The 25,328-nt window shown below is 43.1% G+C and carries 15 protein-coding genes; 13 read left to right on the top strand and 2 right to left on the bottom strand.

Going from position 1 to position 25,328, the window contains the following annotated elements; genetic code table 11:
- Positions 1-72 precede the first annotated feature (72 nt).
- Genes IM797_RS16130 through IM797_RS16100 form a run of 7 tightly spaced genes read left to right on the top strand, consistent with a single transcriptional unit; the run spans position 73 to position 11,471 of the window.
- Positions 73-774 carry an MgtC/SapB family protein gene (locus IM797_RS16130; protein WP_194128181.1) on the top strand — a complete coding sequence of 234 codons (702 nt, stop codon included), beginning with the start codon at positions 73-75 and terminating at the stop codon, positions 772-774.
- A gap of 31 nt (positions 775-805) precedes the next feature.
- Complete coding sequence (gene mgtA, locus IM797_RS16125) at positions 806-3,472, top strand: magnesium-translocating P-type ATPase (protein WP_194128180.1); 2,667 nt, start codon at positions 806-808, stop codon at positions 3,470-3,472.
- Positions 3,473-3,505: 33 nt separating this feature from the next.
- On the top strand, positions 3,506-4,639 hold the full coding sequence (locus tag IM797_RS16120; protein WP_194128179.1) for an efflux RND transporter periplasmic adaptor subunit: 1,134 nt from the start codon (positions 3,506-3,508) through the stop codon (positions 4,637-4,639).
- A gap of 21 nt (positions 4,640-4,660) precedes the next feature.
- Positions 4,661-7,762, top strand: a complete 3,102-nt coding sequence (locus IM797_RS16115) for an efflux RND transporter permease subunit (RefSeq protein WP_194128178.1) — start codon at positions 4,661-4,663, stop codon at positions 7,760-7,762.
- Positions 7,731-9,032: a TolC family protein gene (locus IM797_RS16110; RefSeq protein ID WP_228098901.1), complete on the top strand. Its 1,302-nt coding sequence runs from the start codon at positions 7,731-7,733 to the stop codon at positions 9,030-9,032. Before IM797_RS16115 ends, IM797_RS16110 begins: the two co-directional genes overlap by 32 nt.
- A 34-nt stretch (positions 9,033-9,066) precedes the next feature.
- Positions 9,067-9,588 (top strand): GNAT family N-acetyltransferase, encoded by a 522-nt coding sequence (locus tag IM797_RS16105; RefSeq protein ID WP_194128176.1) that lies wholly within the window; start codon positions 9,067-9,069, stop codon positions 9,586-9,588.
- On the top strand, positions 9,585-11,471 hold the full coding sequence (locus tag IM797_RS16100; protein ID WP_194128175.1) for a gamma-glutamyltransferase family protein: 1,887 nt from the start codon (positions 9,585-9,587) through the stop codon (positions 11,469-11,471). The genes IM797_RS16105 and IM797_RS16100 overlap by 4 nt, the downstream gene beginning before the upstream one ends.
- A gap of 8 nt (positions 11,472-11,479) precedes the next feature.
- Here the strand turns inward: IM797_RS16100 and IM797_RS16095 are convergent, their stop codons facing one another.
- Complete coding sequence (locus IM797_RS16095) at positions 11,480-12,715, bottom strand: BamA/TamA family outer membrane protein (protein WP_194128174.1); 1,236 nt, start codon at positions 12,713-12,715, stop codon at positions 11,480-11,482.
- Between the two features lie 59 nt (positions 12,716-12,774).
- Positions 12,775-15,120 (bottom strand): mechanosensitive ion channel family protein, encoded by a 2,346-nt coding sequence (locus IM797_RS16090; protein WP_228098900.1) that lies wholly within the window; start codon positions 15,118-15,120, stop codon positions 12,775-12,777.
- 555 nt (positions 15,121-15,675) lie between these two features.
- On the opposite strand from IM797_RS16090, the gene IM797_RS16085 reads away from it, so the two are divergent.
- The 6 genes from IM797_RS16085 to IM797_RS16060 are packed head-to-tail and all read left to right on the top strand — an operon-like array spanning position 15,676 to position 25,327.
- A complete protein-coding gene (locus IM797_RS16085) occupies positions 15,676-18,768 on the top strand; it encodes a TonB-dependent receptor (protein WP_194128173.1) in 3,093 nt (1,030 codons plus the stop codon).
- Between the two features lie 27 nt (positions 18,769-18,795).
- Positions 18,796-20,157: a RagB/SusD family nutrient uptake outer membrane protein gene (locus IM797_RS16080; RefSeq protein ID WP_194128172.1), complete on the top strand. Its 1,362-nt coding sequence runs from the start codon at positions 18,796-18,798 to the stop codon at positions 20,155-20,157.
- Positions 20,158-20,191: 34 nt separating this feature from the next.
- On the top strand, positions 20,192-21,535 hold the full coding sequence (locus tag IM797_RS16075) for a DoxX family protein (RefSeq protein ID WP_194128171.1): 1,344 nt from the start codon (positions 20,192-20,194) through the stop codon (positions 21,533-21,535).
- Positions 21,536-21,584: 49 nt separating this feature from the next.
- A complete protein-coding gene (locus IM797_RS16070) occupies positions 21,585-23,060 on the top strand; it encodes a hypothetical protein (RefSeq protein WP_194128170.1) in 1,476 nt (491 codons plus the stop codon).
- 31 nt (positions 23,061-23,091) lie between these two features.
- On the top strand, positions 23,092-23,859 hold the full coding sequence (locus tag IM797_RS16065) for a hypothetical protein (protein ID WP_194128169.1): 768 nt from the start codon (positions 23,092-23,094) through the stop codon (positions 23,857-23,859).
- A gap of 7 nt (positions 23,860-23,866) precedes the next feature.
- The gene (locus tag IM797_RS16060; RefSeq protein WP_194128168.1) at positions 23,867-25,327 is read left to right on the top strand and encodes a rhodanese-like domain-containing protein; all 1,461 of its coding nucleotides are present in this window, start codon (positions 23,867-23,869) and stop codon (positions 25,325-25,327) included.
- The last annotated feature ends 1 nt before the right edge of the window (position 25,328 follow it).

The raw sequence follows: 25,328 nt of genomic DNA, 5'->3' as shown, positions 1-25,328 counted from the left end.
ACTATTTATCTAATCGCCAGCTGCGCTGCATAAAACTTTTTTTATGCCTGTAGCAGGCATAAAAAAAGTTTTATGACATTACTTGAATTTACACTCCGACTTACCATTGCTTTTCTTTTAGGCGCGGCCATAGGTACAGAACGCCAATGGCGGCAACGCATGGCCGGATTGCGGACCAATATGTTGGTTTGCCTTGGCGCATGTATGTTCGTCACCCTTGGTGTAAAGGTTGGCGGTGATGCTTCCGGACGGGTCATTTCTTATGTCGTAAGTGGGATAGGTTTTCTTGGCGCCGGGGTGATCATGAAAGATGGATTGAATGTAAGGGGCTTAAACACCGCCGCTACTTTGTGGTGCTCTGCTGCCGTTGGCGCAGCTTGTGGCCTCGGCTTCCTTACTGAAGCTGGCGTTGTGAGTGCATTTGTACTCCTTACCCACCTTGCCATGCGCCCTGTCGGTGCTGTATTGAGCAGACTTCCATTAAAAAACCCGCACACTCCCCTTCCTTATATTCTGATCATCAAATGCAGACAAGATGTAGAGAATCACATTAGGGTATTGCTGCTCCAGTTTACCGGAAACGACAACAAACTCATCTTACGCTCTTTAAAGAGTACCGATGACGGTGATGCAACCATGGCCATCATTACTGCTGAAATCTTTGCAAATGCCAATGAAGATGCCATCATGGAAAAGATCGCAGGTCGCCTGACCATAGAGCAGCATGTTTCAGAAGTAAGCTGGAATAAAGCCGGAGATGAAAATGATTTATAAACCAACAGAATACCCATAATAGAAAAATGCTATGACACGCATAAAAGAAAAACACACAGAAGAAGCTGCCACTACAAAACTTCAAAATGTATCACGGGCAGATCAGGACTACTATTTTGCCATGCTCGACAGCGGCGAAAATGGCTTATCAGCTGCCCAGTCTAAAGAACGTTTAAGCCGTTTCGGTTTGAACGAAGTTCAGCACGAGCAAGCACCAGCCTGGATTAGACAATTGTTTCAGGCCTTCATCAATCCATTCATAGGTATTTTACTGGTCATTGCCACCATATCATATGTGCTTGATGTTTGGCTTGCCGAACCAGGTGAAAAAGATTATAAGACGGTCGTTATGGTAGGCATCATGGTATTGGTTAGCTCCCTATTGCGTTTTTTCCAGGAATATCGCAGCAATGCGGCCGCAGAAAAATTGAAAAGCATGGTCAGAACGACTGCAACCGTGATCAGAAAAACAACAGGTAGAAAAGAACTGGATATTAAAAAATTAGTTCCCGGAGACCTCATTGTACTGTCGGCAGGAGACATGATCCCTGCAGATTGCCGAATTGTAAACTCTAAAGACTTATTTGTCAGCCAGTCTATGCTTACCGGTGAATCCTTACCAGTGGAAAAACAAAATCTCCCTATACGCCAGGCCGAAGATCAATCCATACTTGAGCTCAACAACATTTGCTTTATGGGCACGAATGTGGTAAGCGGCTACGCAAACGCTATGGTAGTTAACACCGGCAATCAGACCTATTTTGGTTCATTAAGCAAGGGCATTGTAGGAAAAAGAGCAGAAACCAATTTCGACAAAGGTGTCAATAAAGTAAGCTACCTGCTCATCAGCTTTATGTTGATCATGGTTCCGCTGATTTTTTTGATCAATGGTTTTTCTAAAGGAAACTGGTGGGATGCCTTACTTTTTGCCATCGCAGTTGCTGTCGGTCTGACACCTGAAATGTTACCCATGATTGTTACCGCCAACCTGGCCAAGGGAGCAGTTAACATGAGTAAACATAAAGTGATCATCAAAAGACTCAATGCCATACAAAACATTGGCGCGATGGATATCCTATGTACAGACAAAACAGGTACCCTAACGATGGATAGAATCGTTCTGGAGCGGCATCTGAACATTTTTGGAGAAGATGACGAAGAGGTATTGAAATGGGCATACCTCAATAGTTTTCATCAAACCGGACTCAAAAACTTACTGGATGTTGCTGTACTAGAACACGTAGAACTACACGACTACCTTAAGGTAGAAGAAAGCTTTTTGAAGATTGACGAAATCCCCTTCGACTTTCAAAGGCGCAGGATGTCGGTTATTCTCAAACAACGCAATCGTAAACATTTATTGATTTGCAAAGGAGCCGTAGAAGAAATGCTGAATCTGTGTACGCATGCTTTCGATCCCGGAGAAGATAAACAGCTACACATCGAATCAGACAAAGTTATTCCCATAGATGAGTCCATGCGCAATCTGATCCTGAAAACATCGGGTAAACTAAATGCCGAAGGACTTCGGGTATTGCTGGTCGCCATCCGTGAATTTGACGACCGTGCTTTAAATTATACTGTAACAGATGAGAGCCATATGATCCTTACTGGATTTATTGCTTTCCTGGATCCCGCAAAATCATCAGCAAAAGTGGCCATTGAGGCTTTACAAAAGTTAGGTATCAGCATTAAAGTGCTGACCGGCGATAACGAAATTGTCACCAAAAAAATCTGCCGGGATGTGGGGATACCCTTTAGTAAAATCCTGTTAGGCAATGAAATTGAAAAAATGTCAGACCATGAACTGAAGGAGCAAGTTGCTGAAACGTCCATTCTGGCAAAACTTAGTCCGGCACAGAAATCAAGGATCGTCAAATTATTACAGACAAATGGCCATATCGTTGGTTTTATGGGTGATGGCATTAACGACGCCCCAGCTTTACGGGATGCAGATGTTGGCATCAGCGTAGATACCGCTGTGGACATAGCCAAGGAAAGTGCGGATATCATTTTACTGGAAAAAGATCTCCTGGTGCTTAGAAAAGGGGTAATCTATGGCAGAAGAACTTTTGGCAACATCATTAAATACATTAAAATGACAGCCAGCAGCAATTTTGGAAACATGTTCAGCATGTTGGGGGCCAGTGCATTTTTACCTTTCCTACCTATGCTTCCTGTACAGATCCTGATCCAAAATCTGTTATACGATGTTTCCCAGATTTCCATTCCTTGGGATCGTATGGACGAAGATTTCCTCCAGGAACCCAAAAAATGGGATGCATCAGGCATCAGAAAATTCATGCTTTATATCGGTCCGATCAGCTCTATTTTTGATTATGCCACGTTTGCATTGATGTTCTTTGTATTTAAAGCCAATAGCCCGCAGCACCAGCACCTCTTCCAAAGCGGCTGGTTCATTGAAGGGCTATTATCTCAAACCCTCATTGTACACATGATCCGTACCCGTAAAATTCCTTTCATACAAAGCTGGGCAACCTCACCCGTCGTAGCCTTAACCTCATTAATTATGCTCATCGGCATCTGCATTCCTTTTTCACCTTTTGCAGCAGCCTTAAAAATGGAACCCCTGCCATTAAGCTACTTCCCTTGGTTAATCGGGATCCTGGCGAGCTACTGTCTGCTTACCCAATACATCAAAACACAATACATTAAAAAATTCAATCAATGGCTTTAACAGTTGCCTCATCAAAAAAACAAATAGCATCATATGACAATAGTAAATAATGCCAGGTATTACCTGGCCTGCACCACCTTAATGGTGATTGGATTTAACCTGTGCTCCTGCAAACAAAAGGCAAATGAGGAAGAAGCAGCTAGCCTTAGTGTGCAAGGCGATATCATCACCGTACCATCTCAATCTCCGTTAAAAACAAAATTAAAGGAAAGCATCGTCACTGTAAGCGCTTACAGCTCGCAGATCTCCACATCAGGAATGATAAAAGCAATACCAACACAGTATGCTGAAGTTGCTCCACCCTTTCCTGGCCGCGTCACAAAAAGCCATCTGAAACTGGGCATGAATACCAATCCAGAGACGGCACTATTTGAAATCAATGCTCCGGATTTCATTTCTGCACAAAAAATATTCTTTCAGCAAAAACTTCAGATGCAACAGGCAAAGCGAATTTTAAAGAGACAGCAGGATCTGATGAGCCACGGCATAGGCACAGAAAAAGACCTGGAAGAAGCACAGACCAGTTACGATATAGAACGCAAAGAATACGAAAATGCAGTGATTGGAATTAAAATATTCAAAGTGGATCCAGATCACCTGGTGCTGGGTCAGCCACTGGTTGTTCGCTCACCAATCAGCGGTACTGTGATCGAGAATAAAGTGGTTACCGGTCAGTTCATCAAAGATGATGCTTCCAGCATCGCTACCATTGCAAATCTATCTAAAGTATGGATTGTAGGACAGGTTAAAGAAAAAGACATCCACCATCTTCATGAAAAAGATGCCTGTGAAATTGAGGTGCAGGCATGGCCTGATGAAAAAATTAAAGGTAAGATCTATCACATCGATGAACTGGTAAACGAAGAAACCCGAAGTTTACAGGTTTATATCGAATGTTCAAATCCAGATAACAAACTAAAACCCGGCATGTATGCAACAGTGAATTTTATGGATGCCCCGGGTAATGTGGTCATGATTCCTTTAAAATCCCTTTTGCAGATGAACGAAGCAAATTTTGTATTTGTAGTGCGCAGCGACGGCAAGTATGAAAAGCGAAAGATTGAGACTGGTGCTACATCAGGCAGTAGTGTTATCGTGAGGTCTGGCCTGAAAGCAGGAGAAAAGATTATATCCGAAGGCGGCTTCTACCTATTGGAAGCCAGGTAATTATACGCAAATCAAACATTTATGAAACAAATCATTTTTACCACAATCAGAAAGCGGTGGATTTTCGCTGCATTATTTATCCTGATCGCTGTATTTGGTTATTACTCCTGGAAGCAACTTGCTATTGAAGCTTATCCTGATATCGCTGACGTCACCTCTCAGGTGGTTACGCAAGTGCCCGGTCTCGCAGCTGAAGAAGTGGAACAACAAATCTCCATCCCAATCGAACGGACCTTAAACGGTTTACCTGGCATGCATGTCATGCGTAGTCGTAGTCTGTTCGGACTCTCACTCATCACCATGGTTTTTGACGATGGCGTTGATGACTATTGGGCGAGGCAAAGGATCCAGGAACGACTAACGGCTATCAACCTCCCTTTCGGAGCGGTTCCCGGGCTCGACCCGCTGACTTCTCCAACCGGAGAAATATACCGGTATATTATTGAAAGCAGCAACCACGACCTTAGAGCGCTCACCGACTTACAAAATTGGACCATTATCCCAAGAATAAAACAAGTTCAGGGCGTAGCAGATGTCAGCAATTTTGGTGGTATTACTACGCAATATCAGGTTGAAATAGACCCAAAAAAATTGGCCCAATTTCAGGTATCCATTGCTGAGGTGCAAACGGCTATACAAAACAACAATGCCAATGCAGGAGGAAGTATACTCAATCGCGGCGATCAGGCTTATGTAGTACGCGGAATAGGACTCGTAAAAGATCTGGAAAAACTTGGTGATATTGTGGTCAAATCCGCCCGTGGAGTGCCCGTTCTGCTTAAAGATTTAGGCGAATTGAAGTATGGCACGCTAGAACGAAAAGGCAGCATTGGGTATACCGACCGGGAAGTAAATTACGATGATGGGATTGCGGGTATTGTCGTGATGCTTAAAGGACAAAACCCCTCCAAGGTTTTGGAAGGTATCCACCAGGCTGTAGCATCACTTAACCAGGGAGGATTACCCGAAGGCGTTACTATAAGGCCTTATCTTGACCGGACAAACCTCATAGACAACACTTTACAGACCGTATCGCACACCCTTTTGGAAGGGATGGCACTGGTTATTGTTGTTCTGATTGTTTTCCTGGGTAGTTGGCGTGGGGCCTTACTGGTTGCCATTACCATTCCAATCTCTTTGCTGATCGCATTTATCCTGATGCATTTTACGAATATCCCGGCCAACCTGCTTTCGCTGGGCGCCATTGATTTTGGAATTATTGTAGATGGTGCCATCGTGATGCTGGAAACGATATTGAAAAGGCGTGAAGCAGCGCCTGATGAAGTCATGGAGGAACAGGCCATTGGCAAAAGCGCATTAAGCGTAGCCAAGCCTATTTTATTTTCAACAATCATCATTATTACAGCCTACCTCCCTCTATTTTCTTTCGAACGCGTAGAGAAAAAGCTGTTTACACCAATGGCTTTTACGGTGGGCTATGCGCTTATTGGTGCCCTCGCAGTAGCCCTGTTGCTGATTCCAGGACTGGCGTACACCATTTATAGAAAACCAAGTAAGATTTACCACAACAAATGGTTGGAGAACCTAACTTCCTGGTATGGAGAACGCATTCAAAACCTATTAAAAAAACCGAAACGCATCTTTCTGCCATTGGGATTGGTCTTTGCATCTGCAATTGCGTTGTCGGTCACTGTAGGCAAAGATTTTCTCCCTCCATTGGATGAAGGATCAATCTGGCTGCAGGTATCGCTTCCCCCGGGCATAACGCTGGAAAAGTCCAGGGCAATGAGCAATGAACTACGGTTGGCCAGTATAAAGCATCCGGAAATTACCTATGTGAATGTACAAGCCGGCAGAAATGACGACGGCACCGATTATTTTACGCCATCCCATTTTGAGGTCTCGATCGGTTTAAAGCCTTATCGGGAATGGACTTCAGGCAAAACAAAGGCGGACCTGATTGCTGAACTTTCTCAGCAATATGAGCAAATGCCCGGTTACACTGTAGCTTTTACACAACCAATGATAGATGGTGTAATGGATAAAATAGCCGGAGCACATAGTGAGTTGGTCGTAAAAATTTTCGGCGATGATTTTAAAGAAACCAGAAGGATTGCAGAAGATGTCGTACGTACCTTGAAAACGGTAAAGGGCGCGGTAGACCTGGCTATAGATCAGGAACCTCCATTGCCACAATTACAAATCCGGGTTAACCGGGGAGCTGTAGCCAGATATGGCTTAAATATGAATGATGTCACAGATTTGGTTGAAGTGGCTATCGGCGGAAAGTCCATTTCGCAGATCTTTACGGGAGATAAGGTTTACGATGTAATTTGCCGCTACCGGACTGAAAGCAGGGACACTCCTGAAAAAATTGCGAACCTCTTATTGACATCTTCAAGCGGCGCACAGATTCCACTGTCACAAATAGCCGAAGTGAAGACCGACCTGGGTGAAAGTTCGATCTCCAGGGAAATGAACCGCAGACAGCTCACTGTGAGATTAAATTTACGAGGTGTTGCACTTGGTACCTTTCTAAGTGAGGCCCAGTCCAAAATCAAAAGCCAGGTCAGATTTGATACAGAAAAATACCACATGGAATGGGGCGGACAATTTGAAAATCAAAACAGGGCATATGCGAAACTGGCCGTTGTTATACCATTGGCCTTGGCCATCATGTTTTTACTGCTGTACGGTGCATTTGGAGAATTCAGGCAAGCCTCGTTAATTTTAAGTACCGTACCCCTGGCCCTATTCGGCGGAATGCTGGCCCTCAATATCCGGGGAATGACACTAAATGTATCCTCAGCAGTAGGGTTCATCGCCTTATTTGGCGTAGCCATTCAAAATGGGGTGATTCTCATTTCACACATCAACAATCTCCGAAAATCAGGATATGCGCTACTCAAGGCAATCATAGAGGGTACCAGACATCGCTTTCGCCCGGTATTGATGACAGCAACTGTCGCAGCACTAGGGCTCTTACCGGCATCGCTTGCGACTGGCATTGGCTCAGACGTACAGCGCCCCCTGGCAACAGTAATTGTCTATGGTCTGTTTGTGGCCACAGCAATCACCTTATTCATCTTGCCTGCATTATATTATTTAATGGAAAAAAAATGGGGTAAAAATGATTTCAGCCCCAACCACTCAGACCACTAAAAAGAATCCCATGAAACTCAACAGTACGATCCTATTCATGACCCTTATCATCGGCATGACCTTTCAATCCAGGGCACAGCACTTATCTATTTCCCAATACCTTCATCTTGTTGGTCAGGAAAACCTGGGCTATGCCGCTGAAAAATACAATGTAAACATAGCCGAAGCTGGAATGGAGACTGCGCGGATTTTTCCGGATCCGGAATTTTCGGCCGGAGCATTTGACAATCAGCAATCAAAGTTAAAGCTGGGTCAGGGAGTTTCGGTAGGTCTTGCCACAACCATAGAACTCGGCGGAAAAAGATCTGCAAGAATAGCACTGGCTAAAAGTGAGCTTGAACAACATCAAATGACACTACAGGACTATTTTCGAAATTTAAGGGCAGATGCAGCCATCGCATATTATGAAGCCATTCATAAAGGCAATTTGCTACAATTGCAGCAAAGCTCTCATCAGTTCATGGAGCAACTTGCCAATGCAGATGCGATGCGTTACAAACTGGGGGTCATTACCGAAACTGATGCGAGGCAATCCAAACTGGAAGCCAGCATCCTTGAAAATGGCATGTACCAGTATGAAGCAGATTTAAAAGCTGCACTAGTAAGGTTAAGTGTATTTGCCGGGCAAAAAAAAACAGATTCATCACTGATCCCGGAAGGGAATTTCAAAAACTTAGACCGCTCCTTAAATTTATATACCCTGGTAACTGAAGCGCAGCAGCACAGAGCCGATGCCCTTTTCGCTTTAATTGGTAAAACTGTCGCGAAAAATGAACTTAGCCTGGCTAAAGCCAATCGGGTAAGCGATCTGGGAATCAACACTGGTCTGCAGTTTAATGGTGCATCGACCAATGAAGAAGCACCTACACCTGATCACCGAGCTTTTAACGTAGGCATTAGCTTACCCTTAAAATTCTCAAACCGTTATCGTGGCGAATTGAAATCGGCACAATTTGGGATCTCCAAAGCCAACCTTGAATATGAGGCCATCCTACAGCAAATACAATCGGAAGTAACACAGGCTTATCTCAATTACATTGCTGCACAAAAGAGAGTACAGCAATACCAGCATGGCCCATTAAAGGAAGCCAATCAAATTCTGGAGGCCAAAATATACAGTTACACACGCGGGGAAATTGCCCTCCTGGAGGTTCTGAATGCCCGTCGGACGTACAATGAGATCCAGCAAAGCTTTTATGAAGCACAAGCCAGTCTGGCCATAACGTTAATTGAACTGGAAAGAGTTGCCGGATTCTGGGACCTGAAATAATTTACATTACATTTGTGTAAACCTAATGATTGATATGAATTTCTCTATACAAACCCCACTGGAAAACGATAAAGTCTCCTTGCTGCCATTGCAGGAAGGTGATTTTGAAGCGCTCTATCAAACGGCTTCTGATGAAAAAATATGGTTGCAGCATCCCAATAAGGACAGGTGGAAAAAAGAAGTTTTTCAATCCTTCTTTGAAGGTGCCATAGCCAGTCAGGGTGCCTTTAAAATCATAGATAAGGCAACCGGAAAAATCGCTGGCAGCACCCGCTTTTATAATTATATTGAAGCGGAAAAAACCATCTTGATTGGCTATACTTTTTATGCCACCCAATTTTGGGGCACAGGAATCAATACATCGGTAAAAAAATTAATGATGGACTACATTTTCCAGTACGTAGATAAGGTACAGTTTCATGTTGGGGCCGAAAATATTCGCTCACAAATCGCCGTTGGCCGATTGGGCGCAACGAAAATAGCTGAAGAACAGGTGGCCTACTATGGAGAACAGCCCAAGCTGAATTTTGTATTTGAAATAAATAATTCCCTATGAAAAGTATACTAACGATATGGCTTATCGTTGTCATTGTTAACGGCAATGTGCAAGCTCAGCAAACTCAAAAGCCAGTATTACATGGCCGCAATTGGGTAGCCATCACAGGAAAACCTTTAGCTGCCACAGCAGGCGCTATGATCTTCCAAAAAGGCGGAAATGCTGTTGATGCAGCTTGTGGTATGTTAGCTGCAACCTGCACCATGTGGGATACTTTAAGTTGGGGCGGCGAAACGCAGGCCCTCATTTACAATCCAAAAACGAAGAAAGTCATTGCAATTAATGCGATGGGTGTTGCGCCCACAGGTGCTACCGTTGCATTTTTTAAAAGTAAAGGTTACAATTTCCCACCAGAATATGGCCCGCTTGCAGCTACAACACCTGGTACACCTGGCGGACTCATCTATATGCTGCTCAACTACGGAACCATGAGCCTGGAAGAGATACTTGCACCAGCCATGGAAATGGCAGCGGGTTATCCCATTGAAGCACAGGCAGCAAACACCATAGAACGTAGCAAAGCACAGCTCAAACAATGGCCTTATAGTAAAAATGTACTGCTTACACATCCGGGAGCACAAAGGGAAGCACCTGAAGCCGGAGAAATCTTTGTTCAGAAAGATCTGTTGTTGACGCTTCAAAAAATGGTGGAAGCCGAAAAGAAAGCGATTAAACAAGGGCAAAATAGAAAACAGGCTTTAATGGCTGCATATGATCGGTTTTACAAGGGTGATATTGCCGAAGAATTTGTGCGTGGCAGCAAGGAACAGGGTGGTCTGATTACCATGGAAGATCTGGCAAAATGGAAACCAGTAGCGGAAGAACCACTTACCGTGAACTATAAAGGAATTGATGTATACAAACTTCAGCAATGGACGCAAGGGCCCGCACTGCTCCAGGCCCTGAATATCCTGGAAAACTTCGACCTGAAAAGTATGGGTTATAACACACCCAAATATATTCACACCCTTTACCAGGCCATGAACCTCTCCTTTGCAGACCGTGACTTTTATTATGGCGATCCCGCTTTTGATCCACAATCTCCAATCAAAGGTTTATTGAGCAAGGAATATGCGAAGCAGCGTGCTAAATTAATCACAACAGAACAAAACAATCCAGCAATTGGTCCCGGCAACCCCTATCCATTTGAAGGAAGAACGAATCCATACTTAAATTTGCTCAAAACCAGGGGTTATGAATTGGATACCACCAAACGAAATTTTGCTCCTAAACATGACCTGGGCCTCAACCGTTCCCCTGATGATCTTTACCAGGAAAGGCTATGGCTTGGAACAACCGCCATAGAAGCTGCAGATAAAGAAGGCTGGGTCGTATCGGTTACACCTAGCGGCGGCTGGCTTCCGGCCTGTATTGCGGGGAACACCGGTATTGGTATGAGCCAGCGCATGCAAAGTTTTGTATTGGATTCAGCGTTGAATCCTTTTAATGTAGTTGCGCCCGGTAAAAGACCAAGAGTGACCTTATCCCCATCATTGGCAATGAAAGATGGCAAGCCGTTTTTAGCTTCGGCAGTACAGGGAGGCGATACACAAGACCAAAACCTATTACAGTTTTTTTTAAATGTGACAGAATTTGGGATGAATGTGCAACAAGCTTCTGAAGCACCCAATTTCAATACCAATCAGTTATGGCTTTCGCTGGGAGGTACAAAAACGGAGGACAGGATGCCCAAACCTGGACAGCTCTTGTTAAACCGCAGCACTACAGAAGCATCTAAAGAAGCCTTAAAGAAAATGGGTTATTCCTTAAGTTTTGCTGAACGTACTAGCGGGCCAATCAATGCCATTTATTTCGACTGGGAACATGGAAGTTTTTGGGGTGGTTCAAGTAACCATGGTGAAGATTATGGCATCGCCTGGTAATCTAGCTGTTAAAATGCCTCACCAAGATTGAACATCACACTATTATACCCTTTACTGGCTGCATAATCGATACCTATGTTGGTGCCAGAACCCTTATTAAACTTGATCCTCAGACCGGTACCAGCTGCCGGTCTCCAGGAACTGAATAAAGATCCGGATCCGCTCACCGTATTCACGTTTGTAAAGACCACGAACCCCAGCAAACCGTTGCGCGTAATGTCCCTGCGATATTCACTTTCCAGATAAAATAAACTTCTGCCTCTGTACCGGTTTTGATCAATGCCCCTCCCGGAACGGTTATAAGGATCCCAGCCTACGCTTGGTAAATCCAGATATGGAGTTTTTGAGCTTAAGGCTGTCCAGAAATAAGACCAGAATGCCAGTGTATTTTGCTGATTGGGTTTTTCAGGATTCATGGCTATGTATTTCCTCACATCCAAATAAAGGGAACTCCAATTGTTATTGCTTCCTAGAATGGTCGGATTAAGACGGTACACCAGGTTACCATACATGCCGGGCATTGGATTGATCTCATTGTTACGCGTGTCATACACCACATTTAAACTGATACCAGAAGAGAATGAATTGCTACCCGTGCCATATTTGTAGCCAGTATATTGTTCCAGGTTTACGTTATCATCCTCAGGTTTAATGTTGAAATGATAGTCCAGATTATACCCAAAACCGGCATACAAATAAGGTTTAACGCGTTTCAATGCATTTTGATAAAACCGGATGTATTTATAATCCAATAAAGTTTTTTCTTGTTCATGCCTTGAAGTTCCCAATCCCCAGGTATATTGTGGGTATACTAAAAACCTGGTATCGCCCTGAATAAGCCAGGTATTGTCAGGCAACCAGATGCTACTCCGTATCGGAAGACCGAAACGGCTGCCAAAATTCCAGTAAGGGGTAAATGTGGCCGTTGAGATATTGGTGGTCTTTTTTGGCCCTAAATACATTGCTGCAGAAGTACTGGTGATCAGGGCGCGGCCAGCCCCGCCGGGTACAGTTCCACCGATCGGAAGGATTGAAAAGAATACTTTTTTTCCTTTCTGGTCCCTGATTTTACCAGGTCGGATGTGAAAGATCGATTTACCAATATCAATCAAATCCGTTTGCCTGGCTGTATCTAAAACCACATTGTTTTGAGGTAATATGTCTCCCGCGTTTTGCGCAAGAACGCCTAAAGGAAATAGCAAGAAAGCGAAGCTCAGTGCTTTTAAACAAATTTTATGTTGCATATCGAAGTATCTTATTGCGACTTCGCAATAAACGTGCCCATAAAACCAGATGAAAGAAACTACAATACCTTTATTTCCAATTCATTTAATTTTTTGATCAGCCGGAACATAAAATCACTTTTGAAACTGGCTTCTATATAAATATTATTGACCCAGGCCATCACTTTCAATTCAATAGCCCCGGCAGCGATACTATTTAGCAAAATCTCGGTAGGTAAATTGGACATGATCTGTTTACTTTTCTTCAGTTCATCCCCTATCAATTTATACAATATGTCCAGATTTGTATCTGTCCCCACCTTAAAAGTCAATTCGGTTTTCACATAGTCGTGACTCAAAGTCCAGTTTACCAACCTGCCGGAAAGGAGGTCCCCATTCGGAATGATGACCTCAGAACCCTGGGGGCTCAGCAATTTACTGGACCGGATCCCAATATCTTTAACTTTTCCTTTCTTATCTGCAAGTTCTACAAAATCACCAATGCGGAATGGTTTTTCGAAAATAAGGATGATGCCAGAAACGAAATTATTGACGATGTTCTGCATCCCAAGCCCGATACCTACACCCAACGCACCCAATACCACGGTTAGCTTGTCCATAGGTAAACCCGATGCTGTCACAGCCAACAATACACCAATTACAATGATGATCAGTCTGATCAGGGCCACTTTAGAACTCTTATGTTCCACTTGTCCGTCATAACTCACACTTCCTTCACCAAACAAGATGGGTACGTGTTTTTGCAATTGATTTGCCACATAAACAATAATACAAAAGAACAACAGATTGCCCAGGGTAAAATGAATGCTCCCAAAACTCCTGGTTTTGTCTAAAATGGCATTCAGAAAAGAAAAGGTCCCTGCAGTTAAACTGAGGTTAATCAGAAATACCATCACCCAAATGATAACGGCCAGTACAGATAGCGCTTTTTTTGCGGCAGCCCGGGTTCTGGTCGGACTTACCCTCGAGAAAATCCCCTGATCACAGGAGCTGATCTTGATTTGCAGTTCCACGGCATCCAGTATAATCTGCGTAAAAACAGCCAGTCCGATCATTTGTGTCAGTCCCATCACCCCAGTGGTACCAAACACCTTAGCCAGACTGACGCGGCCAAAGATATTCAGCAATAAAGCTATTCCATTCGAAATGACAAAGAACATCAATACCCCCTTAACATATCTGCGGGAAAACTGCGGAATTGCCACGTTTTTGTACATCAACACCCCCATGTAAACGAAAACCACGTTTAAACCCAGCAAACAAAACCGCAAGGGTAAAGCCGATTTAACCACGACATTAATCACAATCATCGCGGTATATAAACCAATGATTAACCACCAATAACGCAGCTGAGTGGCAGGCAAGGTGTTTTTCAAATGTATGCTGATGGCCATTAGCAGCATAAACTGAACAATTTCAATGTATAAAGATGGTGCGTCCGGCTCAAAAAGCGGTGTAATGTTAAACAGTACAATTACTGTGGCCAATAGTGGAAAAAGCTGCAGATATTCGAACTTAAGTTCACCAAGTTTACGTTTATAACGTGTTCTCAGCGACTTCTTAAAATTAACATGTACCCATAAAAAAAATGCGGCCGCAAACAGGATGGTTAGGATACGTTTATCCCAGGTTGAACTGATAAAGTAAGCCAGAATCTGCTGCTGACCACGAAAAGCGGAACTGATGAGTTTGGCAATACCCTGGTTGCCGGCATCGCTCAAGGGCGCGGACCATAAATAAGGAGCTTCCTTACTAAACGCCATTTGTCCGGAACGCATCAGTAAATCATTGGTCTGGCTTTGTAAATCATTAATGACCAAATCTAAAGCAGAAACATCCGCAAGTAGTCGGCTTACCCGATCCAGGTTGTCACCTGTAAGCTTTCCCGCATCCTGTAACTTCAATTTAATTTCGGTCAGCTGCCCCTGATATAATTTTTTCTCTGCATCGTCCTTTGCCGTTACCGTAAGCAGAGAATCTGAACTCAGGTCAATCACTTCCTGCGACATCCGTTGCAGATCTGTATTGGATTTAATCAGGGTATTTCTCAGTACCCCAACCTGGTCATGGGCATCCTTTAGCATCAGACTGTAACTCTGCAGACTCTTGGTATCAATATGGTCTTTTGAAGCTTTAAAGTCTTCTTGTAGTGGTTTGATATTGTCCGCTATACTTTTCAGATTAGCCCTTAGGCCCGCTACATTATATCCTTTTTTATTGGCTGCATTCACCTCTGTAATGGCGGCCTGTGCTTTCTGTATTTTAAACAACAAAGTATCCGGAATTGTCTTTGCCGATGTATCTGCGGAACCGTTAGACGGACTTTGCGCTTTTACAAACGTGGCGACCATCAGCAAGTTAAACAATAGGGATAAAAAAACAATTTTGGGACGAAGTATCTGCATGGTCTACAATGAAATTTTTAAACTGGGGATAAAGTTACCGTATCGTAAACTAAAACAAAAATTGATCCGATTTTACATCCTGTTACATGAGCACAGCACCGGGAATAAAACCTCTTGAACCCTTGTCTAAAACTAAATCACAAAATAATTACTACTAAATTAGTAGATTATTATTTTTCTATTATATTTGTGCAAGATTTTATTTAAACATGGACACTTTTTTAAAAGCACAACGAAAAGTATTAACCCTCTCCACCACTCCTTTCTGGCCTGATAAGATCTGCCCATGTTGTTGTTACTGATACAGTAAGTCATCAACAAACTCCACTATTTACTGAAAAACATTCGATTTTATCCTGATTCAAGCGAAAACTAATTTTGCTTAAACCTTTAATTTAAGACAATGATTAAGCATTCCATATGAAACTTAAAATGACACCGGCAAGGAAGCCTTGCCGGTGATAAAGATGACAGATCAGCCTGTAACGCCAATCACGAACTGATCCTCATCTGCAGTTTTACAAACAATATTCATGACTATAAAACCAACTAAATATGGGAATTTTTCTCCATCAGAAGTACGTATGCCTAATAAAAAAATACAACTTCATAAAATCGGCTGTCATTTTGCTGCTGATTTCATTGCCATTTACCTCATTCTCTCAGCGCCCAAATGTTCCCTTAATCAATTCCAAACTATTTGGTAAAGTTATAGATGCCGAAACCAAACAGGCCATATCTGGTGCTGTGGTTAAGATCACCGGAACCACACATGTGGTAGCCACCAATACCAATGGTGAGTTCAACTTCATTACCGGCCAAAAATTCCCTTACACCATTGTAGTGAGCTATATCGGATACGAAAAATTTGAAACCCAGGTGTCTGGCAGCCCGATAACCATTGAATTGAAATCTGCAGAAGCGCAATTGGGCGATGTCCTGATCGTAGGTTACGGAACACAGAAAAAGGGTGATATAACCGGATCCATCTCCAAGATCAATGCCGCTGAAGTCAACAAGATTCCTGTGGCCAGTTTTGATGCACAGCTGCAGGGTAAAGCTGCCGGCGTACAGATCAGTACAAACTCTGGCGTGCCTGGTGAAAGCATCTTTGTACGGGTACGCGGAACAACTTCAATCAACTCGAGCAGCGACCCCTTGTATGTAGTTGACGGTATATTTCTGAACAATACAAGTTTGCAAACCACTAACCTGGGTGGGCGCACAACCTCGCCACTTTCAGACATCAATCCCGCTGATATAGAAAGTATTGAAATATTAAAAGACGCTTCAGCAACGGCGATATATGGTTCCAGAGGAGCCAATGGTGTGGTATTGATTACCACCAAACGTGGCAGCAACAATACCAAGCCGAAAATTTCGTTCGATCTGTCCAATGGCTGGGTTCAGGCCGATCGTTCTACCCTACCAAAATTAGCATCGGGACCAGACCTGGCTACTTTAGCCAACGAATACTGGATTAATTCAGGTATTGATAACCCGGCGCTTAACCAAACTTTCGCAAACAGGCCGTTCAGACCTGCATCAGAAGGTGGTAAAGGGCTGCCAGAGGAACAGCAAAACTATGACCGGATCAATGACATTCTGCAAAAAGGGCCAGTACAGGATTATAACCTTTCCATCCAGGGCGGATCTGAAAAGTCCAAATATTATGTAGGTGCAGGCTATACTTCACAAGAATCACTCATTAAAGTACCTTCGTTTTCAAGAGCAAATCTGAAATTCAATTTCGACCAAAATCTAAGCAATTATGTCACTTTTGGATTGAACAATAACGTATCCAGAAGCTTCAGAAACCAGGCCAGAACCGGAGACGGACCCCAGGTGAGTCTTTGGAATTCAGCTGTGAGCACTGCAACTTACAGCCCGAAATATGCTGATGATGGTACCTCTAGCGGTGCTGATAACGTCTATATCCTTATTGACAATTACAACGTGAACGCAGTGAGTTTAAGATATCTGGGTAATATTTATGCAGAAGCTAAAATTATAGACGGACTAAAGTTCAAAACCAGTTTCAGTTTAGATTACGACCATTTTGATGAATCTGCTTACTGGAATACACAAACCAGTATTGGTAAAGCTGTAGGTGGTAATGCGACTTCGGCCATCACGCAGAATAGCACCTGGACCAATGAGCAGACTTTAACTTACCTAAAGAACATTAACGATCACCATTTTAACTTCCTGATTGGTAATTCCCTGCAAAGCAATATTTACAAGTTGACTTCTGCTGAAGGCTCAGGTTTTGCCAATGACAATTTCCAAAACATTTCTTCGGCCTCCATACGCACATCCGGACAAACCTGGACGAAATATACCCTATCTTCATTTTTTGGCAGGGCCGACTACAATTACCAAAGTAAATACTATCTGAGTGCCAGTGTGAGAGCTGATGGCTCTTCAAAATTTGGAACAAACAATCATTGGGGCTATTTTCCTGCATTCTCTGCAGGATGGAAAATATCCCAGGAATCTTTTCTTAAAGATGTGAGCTGGTTGAGTGAGTTGAAACTTCGCGGATCATATGGCAGTACAGGAAATCAAGCCGGGATCAACAACTTTGCTTCCCAGGGCTTGTGGACAGGCGGCAGCAGTTACGCCGATGTTCCGGGCAGTGCCTTGCCAGGAATTGGCCCTATTCAACTTGGCAACGCGAACTTAAAGTGGGAAAAAACTACTCAGAGTGATTTCGGAATCGATGTTGCCTTTCTAAAAGACCGCATTTCAATAACAGCTGATTATTACAGTAAATATACCAGTGGGCTATTGTTGCAAATGCCTATTGCCTCATCAACCGGATTTTCAACTTATTGGGCAAATGAAGGTGAGATGAGTAATAAAGGATTTGAAGTAGGTATCAATACCGTTAACATCATCACCAAAGATTTTACCTGGAAAACCAGTCTTAATTTTTCAGGTAATAAAAACCGGATCGAAAAGCTTCCGACCCAAATTACCCAGTATACCAGGGATTGGGTAATCATGAAAGAAGGTTATTCCATGAACTCCTTCTGGCTTTACAACCAGTTGTCGGTAAACCCGGATACCGGTGCCCCGGTTTTTGAAGGACAGGCCTCCAATGGCACTGTGAGTGCCAGCAACCGGCAAATTCTGGGTAATGCTTATCCTACCGTATTTGGCGGACTAAATAACACACTGAGCTACAAACGATTTGACTTAGGCTTTCTGTTTACGTTCCAATATGGTAACAAGGCCTTGAATTTAAACCGCTATTTCAGAGAAAGGAATCCAAGCAGCGGTTCTGTAGATACCAAAACCCTGGAAAGATGGCAAAAGAAAGGTGACATTACAGACATTCCCAGACTTACCTCGGTGGGTACAAATTATACCATAGACCAAAGTTCAAGGTACCTTGAAGATGCCTCTTTTTTAAGATTAAAGCTATTGACCTTTGGCTATAGCCTGCCACAATCGCTGGTGTCAAAGGTGAATTTAACCAATGTAAGGGTATATTTTGCAGGCTCTAACCTCAAATTATGGACTAAATACACGGGCGATCCGGAGTCCAGCGTCACCTCCAATCCAAACGCACAGGGCCTGGGCTCATTTGGCACACCGCCCCAGCCCCGCGGGTTCCAGTTCGGACTAAATGTTACGCTATAATTTTTTCTTAAAAAAATTCATAAACAGATGAAAACTTCAAAAATCACCATATTTGGCTTATCTATTCTACTGGGAAGCACGCTTTTTTCCTGCAAAAAATTTCTTGAGGTTAAACCAAGGGATGCCGTTTCTGATGAACAAACAATTGTAGATGGAAACTCTGCACAAACCGCTGTAAGAGGTATTTATAATACACTGGAATCAAATGACTACTATGGCAATACGTTTCAGACCCTGGGTTTCTTTTCTGGCGATAACATCCAATATGTAGGATCGCAGACAGTCAACCAGCAGCTAACAAATCACGCCGTAGTATCCGATCTGGCAGCGCTAAATACAGCTTGGGGGGCCATTTACAATGTCATAAACAGGTCTAACAACGTATTGGCCAAAGTGCCGGGACTGCCAGTCAGTGCTACCTTTAATCAGGCACTGAAAGATCAGCTGATTGGCGAAGCCTATTTTTTAAGGGCATTGGCCTATTTTGATCTGGCCAGAACCTGGGGTGGCGTACAGCTCATTTTAACACCCACCGGTAGTCCGACAGACCAGACTAAAAAAAGCAGAAGTACTTTGACCGAGACCTATGCACAGGTATTGAGTGACCTGACATTGGCCGAGGGTTTGCTACCTGCTACCACCAACAGAATCCGGGCGACACAAAAGACAGCTTTTGCCTTGCACGCCCGCTTATCGTTATATCAAAAAGACTGGCAAAATGCAGAGTTTTACGCAAGTAAACTAATTGGAGACAGCAATTACGCATTGATTGCACCATACAATGCATTTTTTGCCAACAATGTAACAGCAAGCCGTGAATCGGTATTTGAACTTTACTACAATACCAATGTGACCAATAGCCAGGGATACAACTGGCAACCGAGCACCAATGGTGGTGTAGGCTGGATCACGCCTACCAGCACCATTGTAACTTTACTGACCAGCCCTGCTATAGGTGGAAACAGAAGTACACTCATACAAACAGTAACCAGTGCTGGCGTAACCAGGTATTATGGTAATCTTTATTATAGAACAGCAGGTACAGATCCAGCCTTTCTGATCCGCCTGGCTGAACTCTACCTCATCCGTGCAGAAGCTCGTGCAGAAAAGGAAAACCTAACAGGATCTGCAGATGATTTAAATGCCGTAAGGTTCAGAGCCGGACTTGGTATTACTGACGCAAAAACAAAAGATCAGCTTTTACTGGCCATAGAAAATGAAAACCGAGTTGAATTTGCGCTAGAAAATCACCGTTGGTATGACCTTGTGAGAACAGGAAGAGCAGGAACTGTACTGGGCATCACAGACAATAATAAATTATTGTTACCTATTCCCTATGCGCAGCTATTGATAGATACCAACTTAAAACAAAATCCGGGATACAACTAGTCCCGGACAAGCTATTCATCTTAAAAAGATTGTGATGACTGAACCAACACCACTGACCACAGTATATGACTGGAACAAACAGCAACTGTTCCTGTTCCGAATCGTTTTCATCCTGATGCTGCTCCTCACCATTCCACTACATTGGGAATACTATGATAAGTTGTTCTCCTTAAATATTTTTAACCTGCACTTTCAGGATTTATTTCAAATTACCAATGACGTACCCAGACTTATTAACATTGCTTATTGGGGCATTGCTGCCTATGCCGGATGGGGATTGGCATTGGTCATTGCCATCATAGGCGCTTTAATATGGACAAACCTGGACCGGCACAAACCACAGCAATACGAGCAATTGTATTATTGGTTACGGGTAATTGTACGCTACAGACTGGCATTAGGCCTGATTGGTTATGGAGTGATCAAGCTGTTTCCGGTACAGGTACCTGATGCCACCTTAAGTGACTTACACACGGCCTACGGTGACTTCCTACCCTGGAAAATATATTATTTATCGACTGGTGTAGCACGCGCCTATTATGAACAAACTCTGGGAGGAATAGAAATTATTGCAGGACTATTGTTACTATGCAGACGAACAGCGGTTATTGGTGCAGGTATTGCCTTCGCATTTCTAATCAACATTGTAATTGTCAATTTCGCCTATCAATTGGGTGAGCATGTTTACAGTCTGTATCTGCTTCTGGCCGCCAGCTTCATTCTTGCTTACGACGCTCCAAGACTTTATGAATTACTGGTTAAGGAAAAAGTAGCCCTGGCAGATCACTTCAGGCCCGAGCTCCATTTTAAACACGCTAAAAAAATCAGGTATACTTTGAAAGCACTCTTCGGATTGTTCGTGATCTCCTTTAGTCTGCTAACCTTCAGTAGTTTCAAAAAAAGCAACTGGCCATATCCAGATACACCGGGCCTCAGCAAAGCCTACGGCGTATACAACGTAAAAACGTTCAAAATCAACGGAACTGTCCTTCCTTATTCGCTTACAGACACCAGCAGATGGCAGGACGTTGTTTTTGAAAAATGGAACGTATTGAGTGTGAAGACCAATAATCCGGCTCCGATAGACCTGAGTTCGCCAGATTTAACCTACCAGGAAGATAAGCAGCGATCCTATGAGTCTAAAGGCAATGGAGGCCGCAGCTTTTACAGTTATATCCTTATTGACAGCACCATCACGCTATCCAATAAAAATGCGGCCCTGGATGTACAACGCTTCAAAATCTCCCGGCCCGATCCGGCAACTGTTATTTTAAATGGCAGCAATGCGCAGGGAGATAGTCTATACATTGAACTGGATAAACTGGACAAGACTTACCTCTTGCATAAAGGACGCAGAAAACCCGTGCAGGTTTATTAAATCTAAAATTTATCGTCTTGAATATCAACATCATTTCACCACAAGAATTATGACTTTATCAACCTTTCCCATAGCAAACCCATCAGATTCCATTGCGCAAAACAACGGCGGCGAATGGAGTAGCTTAGAAAAGTTCCTGTTTCGCATTGCTTTTCTGTTTTTCATCATTTTAATCGTTCCTTACCAATTATCCTGGTACCAGAAACTATGGTCATCCAATAGCTTATTTACATTCCTGAATACGCTTACCGGCTATCGGACAAACTTTTACAGCATAGCAGGTGAAAGTGGCAGATGGGGATTTTACTCTTTCGTTACCTGGGGAATTGCGTTGGGTATCGCTTTTGGTGGTGCCATCGTATGGACATTCATCAGCTTAAAAAGTAAACGTAAGTCGTACAATGAACTATATTACTGGCTTCGTGTGCTGGTACGTTATCGCATTGCCCTCGGCATTATTGCTTTTGGTTTTCTAAAATTATACCCGATGCAGATGCCCGATCCCTCCATCTCCAATCTGGATACCAATTTTGGTGATTACAATACCTATAAAATTTACTGGCAAATTGTTGGGGTGTCCATATGGTATGAAATTGTATTGGGTATCGTAGAAATTGCTGCCGGTATATTGCTCTTCTTCAGGGGAACAACGGCTTTAGGAGCGGTACTTGTTGCAGGCGTGTTGTATAACATTGCCCATGCCAACCTTGCTTATGACGGCGGCGTGCATGTTTACAGTGCTTATTTCGTGTTATTATCTCTATTCCTTCTGATTCAGTATGTTCCTAATTTATGGAAACTACTCATTAAAAGAGAAAATGTAATAGTCAGCTATTATTACCCTGCATTAAAAACAAAATGGCAAAAGCGATCCTTTTACTCGGCGAAATATATCCTGGTATTCACCTTTACCATTCTGTTTGGTATTTTAAGATACCAGGTACACTACCACGATGGCCGACTTAAAGAACCTATAAATCCCGGCTTGTCAAATGCAACCGGCTATTACAACGTCAGCACTTTTAAACTCAACAATAAAGAAATCCCCTATTCTCCGATAGATTCTGTACGCTGGCAAAATGTAGTGCTTGAGAAATGGAGTACACTGGTTTACAAAGTCTACAAACCCTTTTCCATTTCATTGGCCAATGGCACACCAAATCCCAAAGACATCGACAGGAGTTATGAACTGGCGGGAATTGCGGGCGGACGTAAATTCCTTTATTACCAAGCAGATACCGTTAAAGGGATATTGGTTTTAAAAGACAAAAACAGACCAGCTTTGCAAGACGGCGACGACAATAGCGGCAAGAAAACAGATAAGGCTAAACTCAAAAAAGAAAATTTAAAAAAGCAAGCCGCAGACTCGCTGGTATGGACCTATAGCAGACCGACCAAATCAAGAATCATCATCTCCGGTCTTAATGAAAACAAAGATTCGATTTATGTAGTGCTCGACAAAGTAGAGAAAAATTATCCGATTAAATACAACCGGGCAGCGTTAAACCAACAAACATCCAGATAAAAAATAGCTCAGAATCATTAAAAAAATCAATATGCTGAAGAAAACAATAACATATCTGTTCCTGATCATTGGTATGACCGGTGCCCAGGCACAATCTACCAGGCTAATCATCAGGGCAAAAGCCAAAGACGCCAAATTTATTGGAACCGGAATCGGTGGTGCCTACATTATTGTAAAAAACCACCTGACCGGTGAAATACTGGCTAAAGGTTTGACATCCGGCGCCTCGGGTAATACAGATCTGATCATGAAAAAGCCAGTGTCCCGATGGCAATCCATAACCGATAGTACGACTGCAAAATTTGAGGCCAACCTGTCAATTGCCGAACCTACCTTTGTAGACATTGAAGTTCTGGCACCTGTAAACCGAAAAAATGCAGCAGTTAAAGCCAGTACGCAAACCTGGCTGATTCCCGGTAAAGACATCACCGGCGACGGGATCGTGGTCGAAATACCAGGGTTAATTCTTGATGTATTGTATCCAAACACACATGAAGTGATCAAGTCAGACACCCTGAAAAATGCAGAGCTCAAATTCAGAGCCAGCCTTACATTGATGTGTGGTTGCCCCATTTCTAAAGCCGGAGTATGGAATTCTGATGACATAGACATTCAGGCAATTGTTAAAAAAGAAGGTGTACTATTGCAAACGGCCCCACTTGGCTTAACTGGCCACACCAATATTTTTGAGGGCAAAATCAAAATAAAATCGGCAGGCAATTATGAGCTTACAATTTACGCTATTGACAGAAAAACTGGAAACACGGGTGTAGACAAGATTAATTTTGTAATTCAATAATTGCATCATGAAACGAAGAAGATTCATAAGCCATATGGCTTCCTTTAGTACCCTGGCTTTATTTACGCCAGCTCATGTATTCAGCGGATTTGCCGGTCAGTCAAAGAACTGGCATGTCCAGCAATTCAAAGATCCTGGTCTGGCACACTTTTCTTACGCAATTCTGGCCGGGGGTAAGATTATCCTGGTTGATCCCCAACGGGATCCGCAGATTTATTATGATTTTGCCAAATCGAAACTGGCAGAAATTGTTGGTGTGATTGAAACACATCCACATGCAGATTTCGTCAGTGCTCACCTGGAAATCCACCGGACTACAAATGCGAGTATATATACCGGCAGCTTGACTAAGCCAGCTTATCTTTTCTCTCCATTTGATGAAGGAAAAACCATTAAGTTATCAGACAAAATCACTTTGAAATCTTTATATACACCGGGTCATGCTCCAGATCATATTGCTGTCCTGTTGCAGGAAGAAGGAAAAGACATGGCTGTATTTTCTGGCGATGCCCTGCTTATTGGGGATGTAGGACGTCCGGACTTAAGGGAATATTCGAAAAATACACAAGCCCAGAGATATAAACTGGCCGACATGATGTACCATACGATACATGACCAATTTGGGAAATTAGCAGATGATGTGATCGTGTATCCCGCCCATGGTGCAGGCTCATTGTGTGGTAAACAAATCCGTGATGCCGCCAGCTCAACCATAGGCACCGAAAAATCAAATAATTATGCCTTTCAAACAAAAAACAAAGCCGAGTTCATCAAAATTTTATTGGGCGATCTCCCCTTTATTCCCAAGTATTTCCCTTACGACGTACAGCTGAACATCAAAGGGGCTCCGTCTGTTGGCCTGAGCATTGAGAAAGTTAAAAGGCTAAATAACAACTTTCAGCCCGAGGCCGGCTCACTAATTGTCGATGGCCGATCAGCGGCAGTATTTAAAAAATCCTATCTTAATGGTGCAATCAATATCCAAATTTCAGAAAGGTTTGAAACCTGGCTGGGTAGTGTAGTTGCTCCTGATCTGACATTTTACCTGGTTGCAGAAAATGAACAGAACTTAACACAACTGATTAAAAAGGCAGCCAAAATAGGCTATGAGTTAAACATCAAGGCTGTCTTTATTTACAATGCCTTAACAGGTACCCAATTTAATGTTTTTGACTTAAGTACATTCAAGCCCGGCAATAGCCAGTATACCATTATTGATGTCAGGACAGAAAAAGAGGCAAAAGAAAATCCGATTTTTAAACGCGCCATCAATATTCCCCTACAGGATTTAAGCAACCGCATTTCAGAGCTACCCACAAATAAACCGATTTTGGTACATTGTGCCTCAGGTTATCGTTCAGCAGCTGGCAGCAGCATCATCAAAAATCTATTGCCTAATCAGGAAGTTTTTGACTTGGGGCCTTCAGTGACTAAATACGAAGCATCTGGCGCAACAGAAAAAAAATGAC

The sequence above is a fragment of the Pedobacter sp. MC2016-24 genome (genome assembly GCF_015223055.1).
Classification (GTDB): domain Bacteria; phylum Bacteroidota; class Bacteroidia; order Sphingobacteriales; family Sphingobacteriaceae; genus Pedobacter.
This window is presented reverse-complemented; position numbering and strand designations above follow the sequence as displayed.

Coding starts and splice junctions, on each gene's coding strand:
- IM797_RS16100 (WP_194128175.1), top strand. CDS start 9,585: ATGAAAAGTATACTAACGATATGGCTTATCGTTGTCATTGTTAACGGC.
- IM797_RS16115 (WP_194128178.1), top strand. CDS start 4,661: ATGAAACAAATCATTTTTACCACAATCAGAAAGCGGTGGATTTTCGCT.
- IM797_RS16105 (WP_194128176.1), top strand. CDS start 9,067: ATGAATTTCTCTATACAAACCCCACTGGAAAACGATAAAGTCTCCTTG.
- mgtA (WP_194128180.1), top strand. CDS start 806: ATGACACGCATAAAAGAAAAACACACAGAAGAAGCTGCCACTACAAAA.
- IM797_RS16110 (WP_228098901.1), top strand. CDS start 7,731: ATGATTTCAGCCCCAACCACTCAGACCACTAAAAAGAATCCCATGAAA.
- IM797_RS16060 (WP_194128168.1), top strand. CDS start 23,867: ATGAAACGAAGAAGATTCATAAGCCATATGGCTTCCTTTAGTACCCTG.
- IM797_RS16065 (WP_194128169.1), top strand. CDS start 23,092: ATGCTGAAGAAAACAATAACATATCTGTTCCTGATCATTGGTATGACC.
- IM797_RS16070 (WP_194128170.1), top strand. CDS start 21,585: ATGACTTTATCAACCTTTCCCATAGCAAACCCATCAGATTCCATTGCG.
- IM797_RS16130 (WP_194128181.1), top strand. CDS start 73: ATGACATTACTTGAATTTACACTCCGACTTACCATTGCTTTTCTTTTA.
- IM797_RS16075 (WP_194128171.1), top strand. CDS start 20,192: ATGACTGAACCAACACCACTGACCACAGTATATGACTGGAACAAACAG.
- IM797_RS16080 (WP_194128172.1), top strand. CDS start 18,796: ATGAAAACTTCAAAAATCACCATATTTGGCTTATCTATTCTACTGGGA.
- IM797_RS16120 (WP_194128179.1), top strand. CDS start 3,506: ATGACAATAGTAAATAATGCCAGGTATTACCTGGCCTGCACCACCTTA.
- IM797_RS16085 (WP_194128173.1), top strand. CDS start 15,676: ATGGGAATTTTTCTCCATCAGAAGTACGTATGCCTAATAAAAAAATAC.
- IM797_RS16095 (WP_194128174.1), bottom strand. CDS start 12,715: ATGCAACATAAAATTTGTTTAAAAGCACTGAGCTTCGCTTTCTTGCTA.
- IM797_RS16090 (WP_228098900.1), bottom strand. CDS start 15,120: ATGCAGATACTTCGTCCCAAAATTGTTTTTTTATCCCTATTGTTTAAC.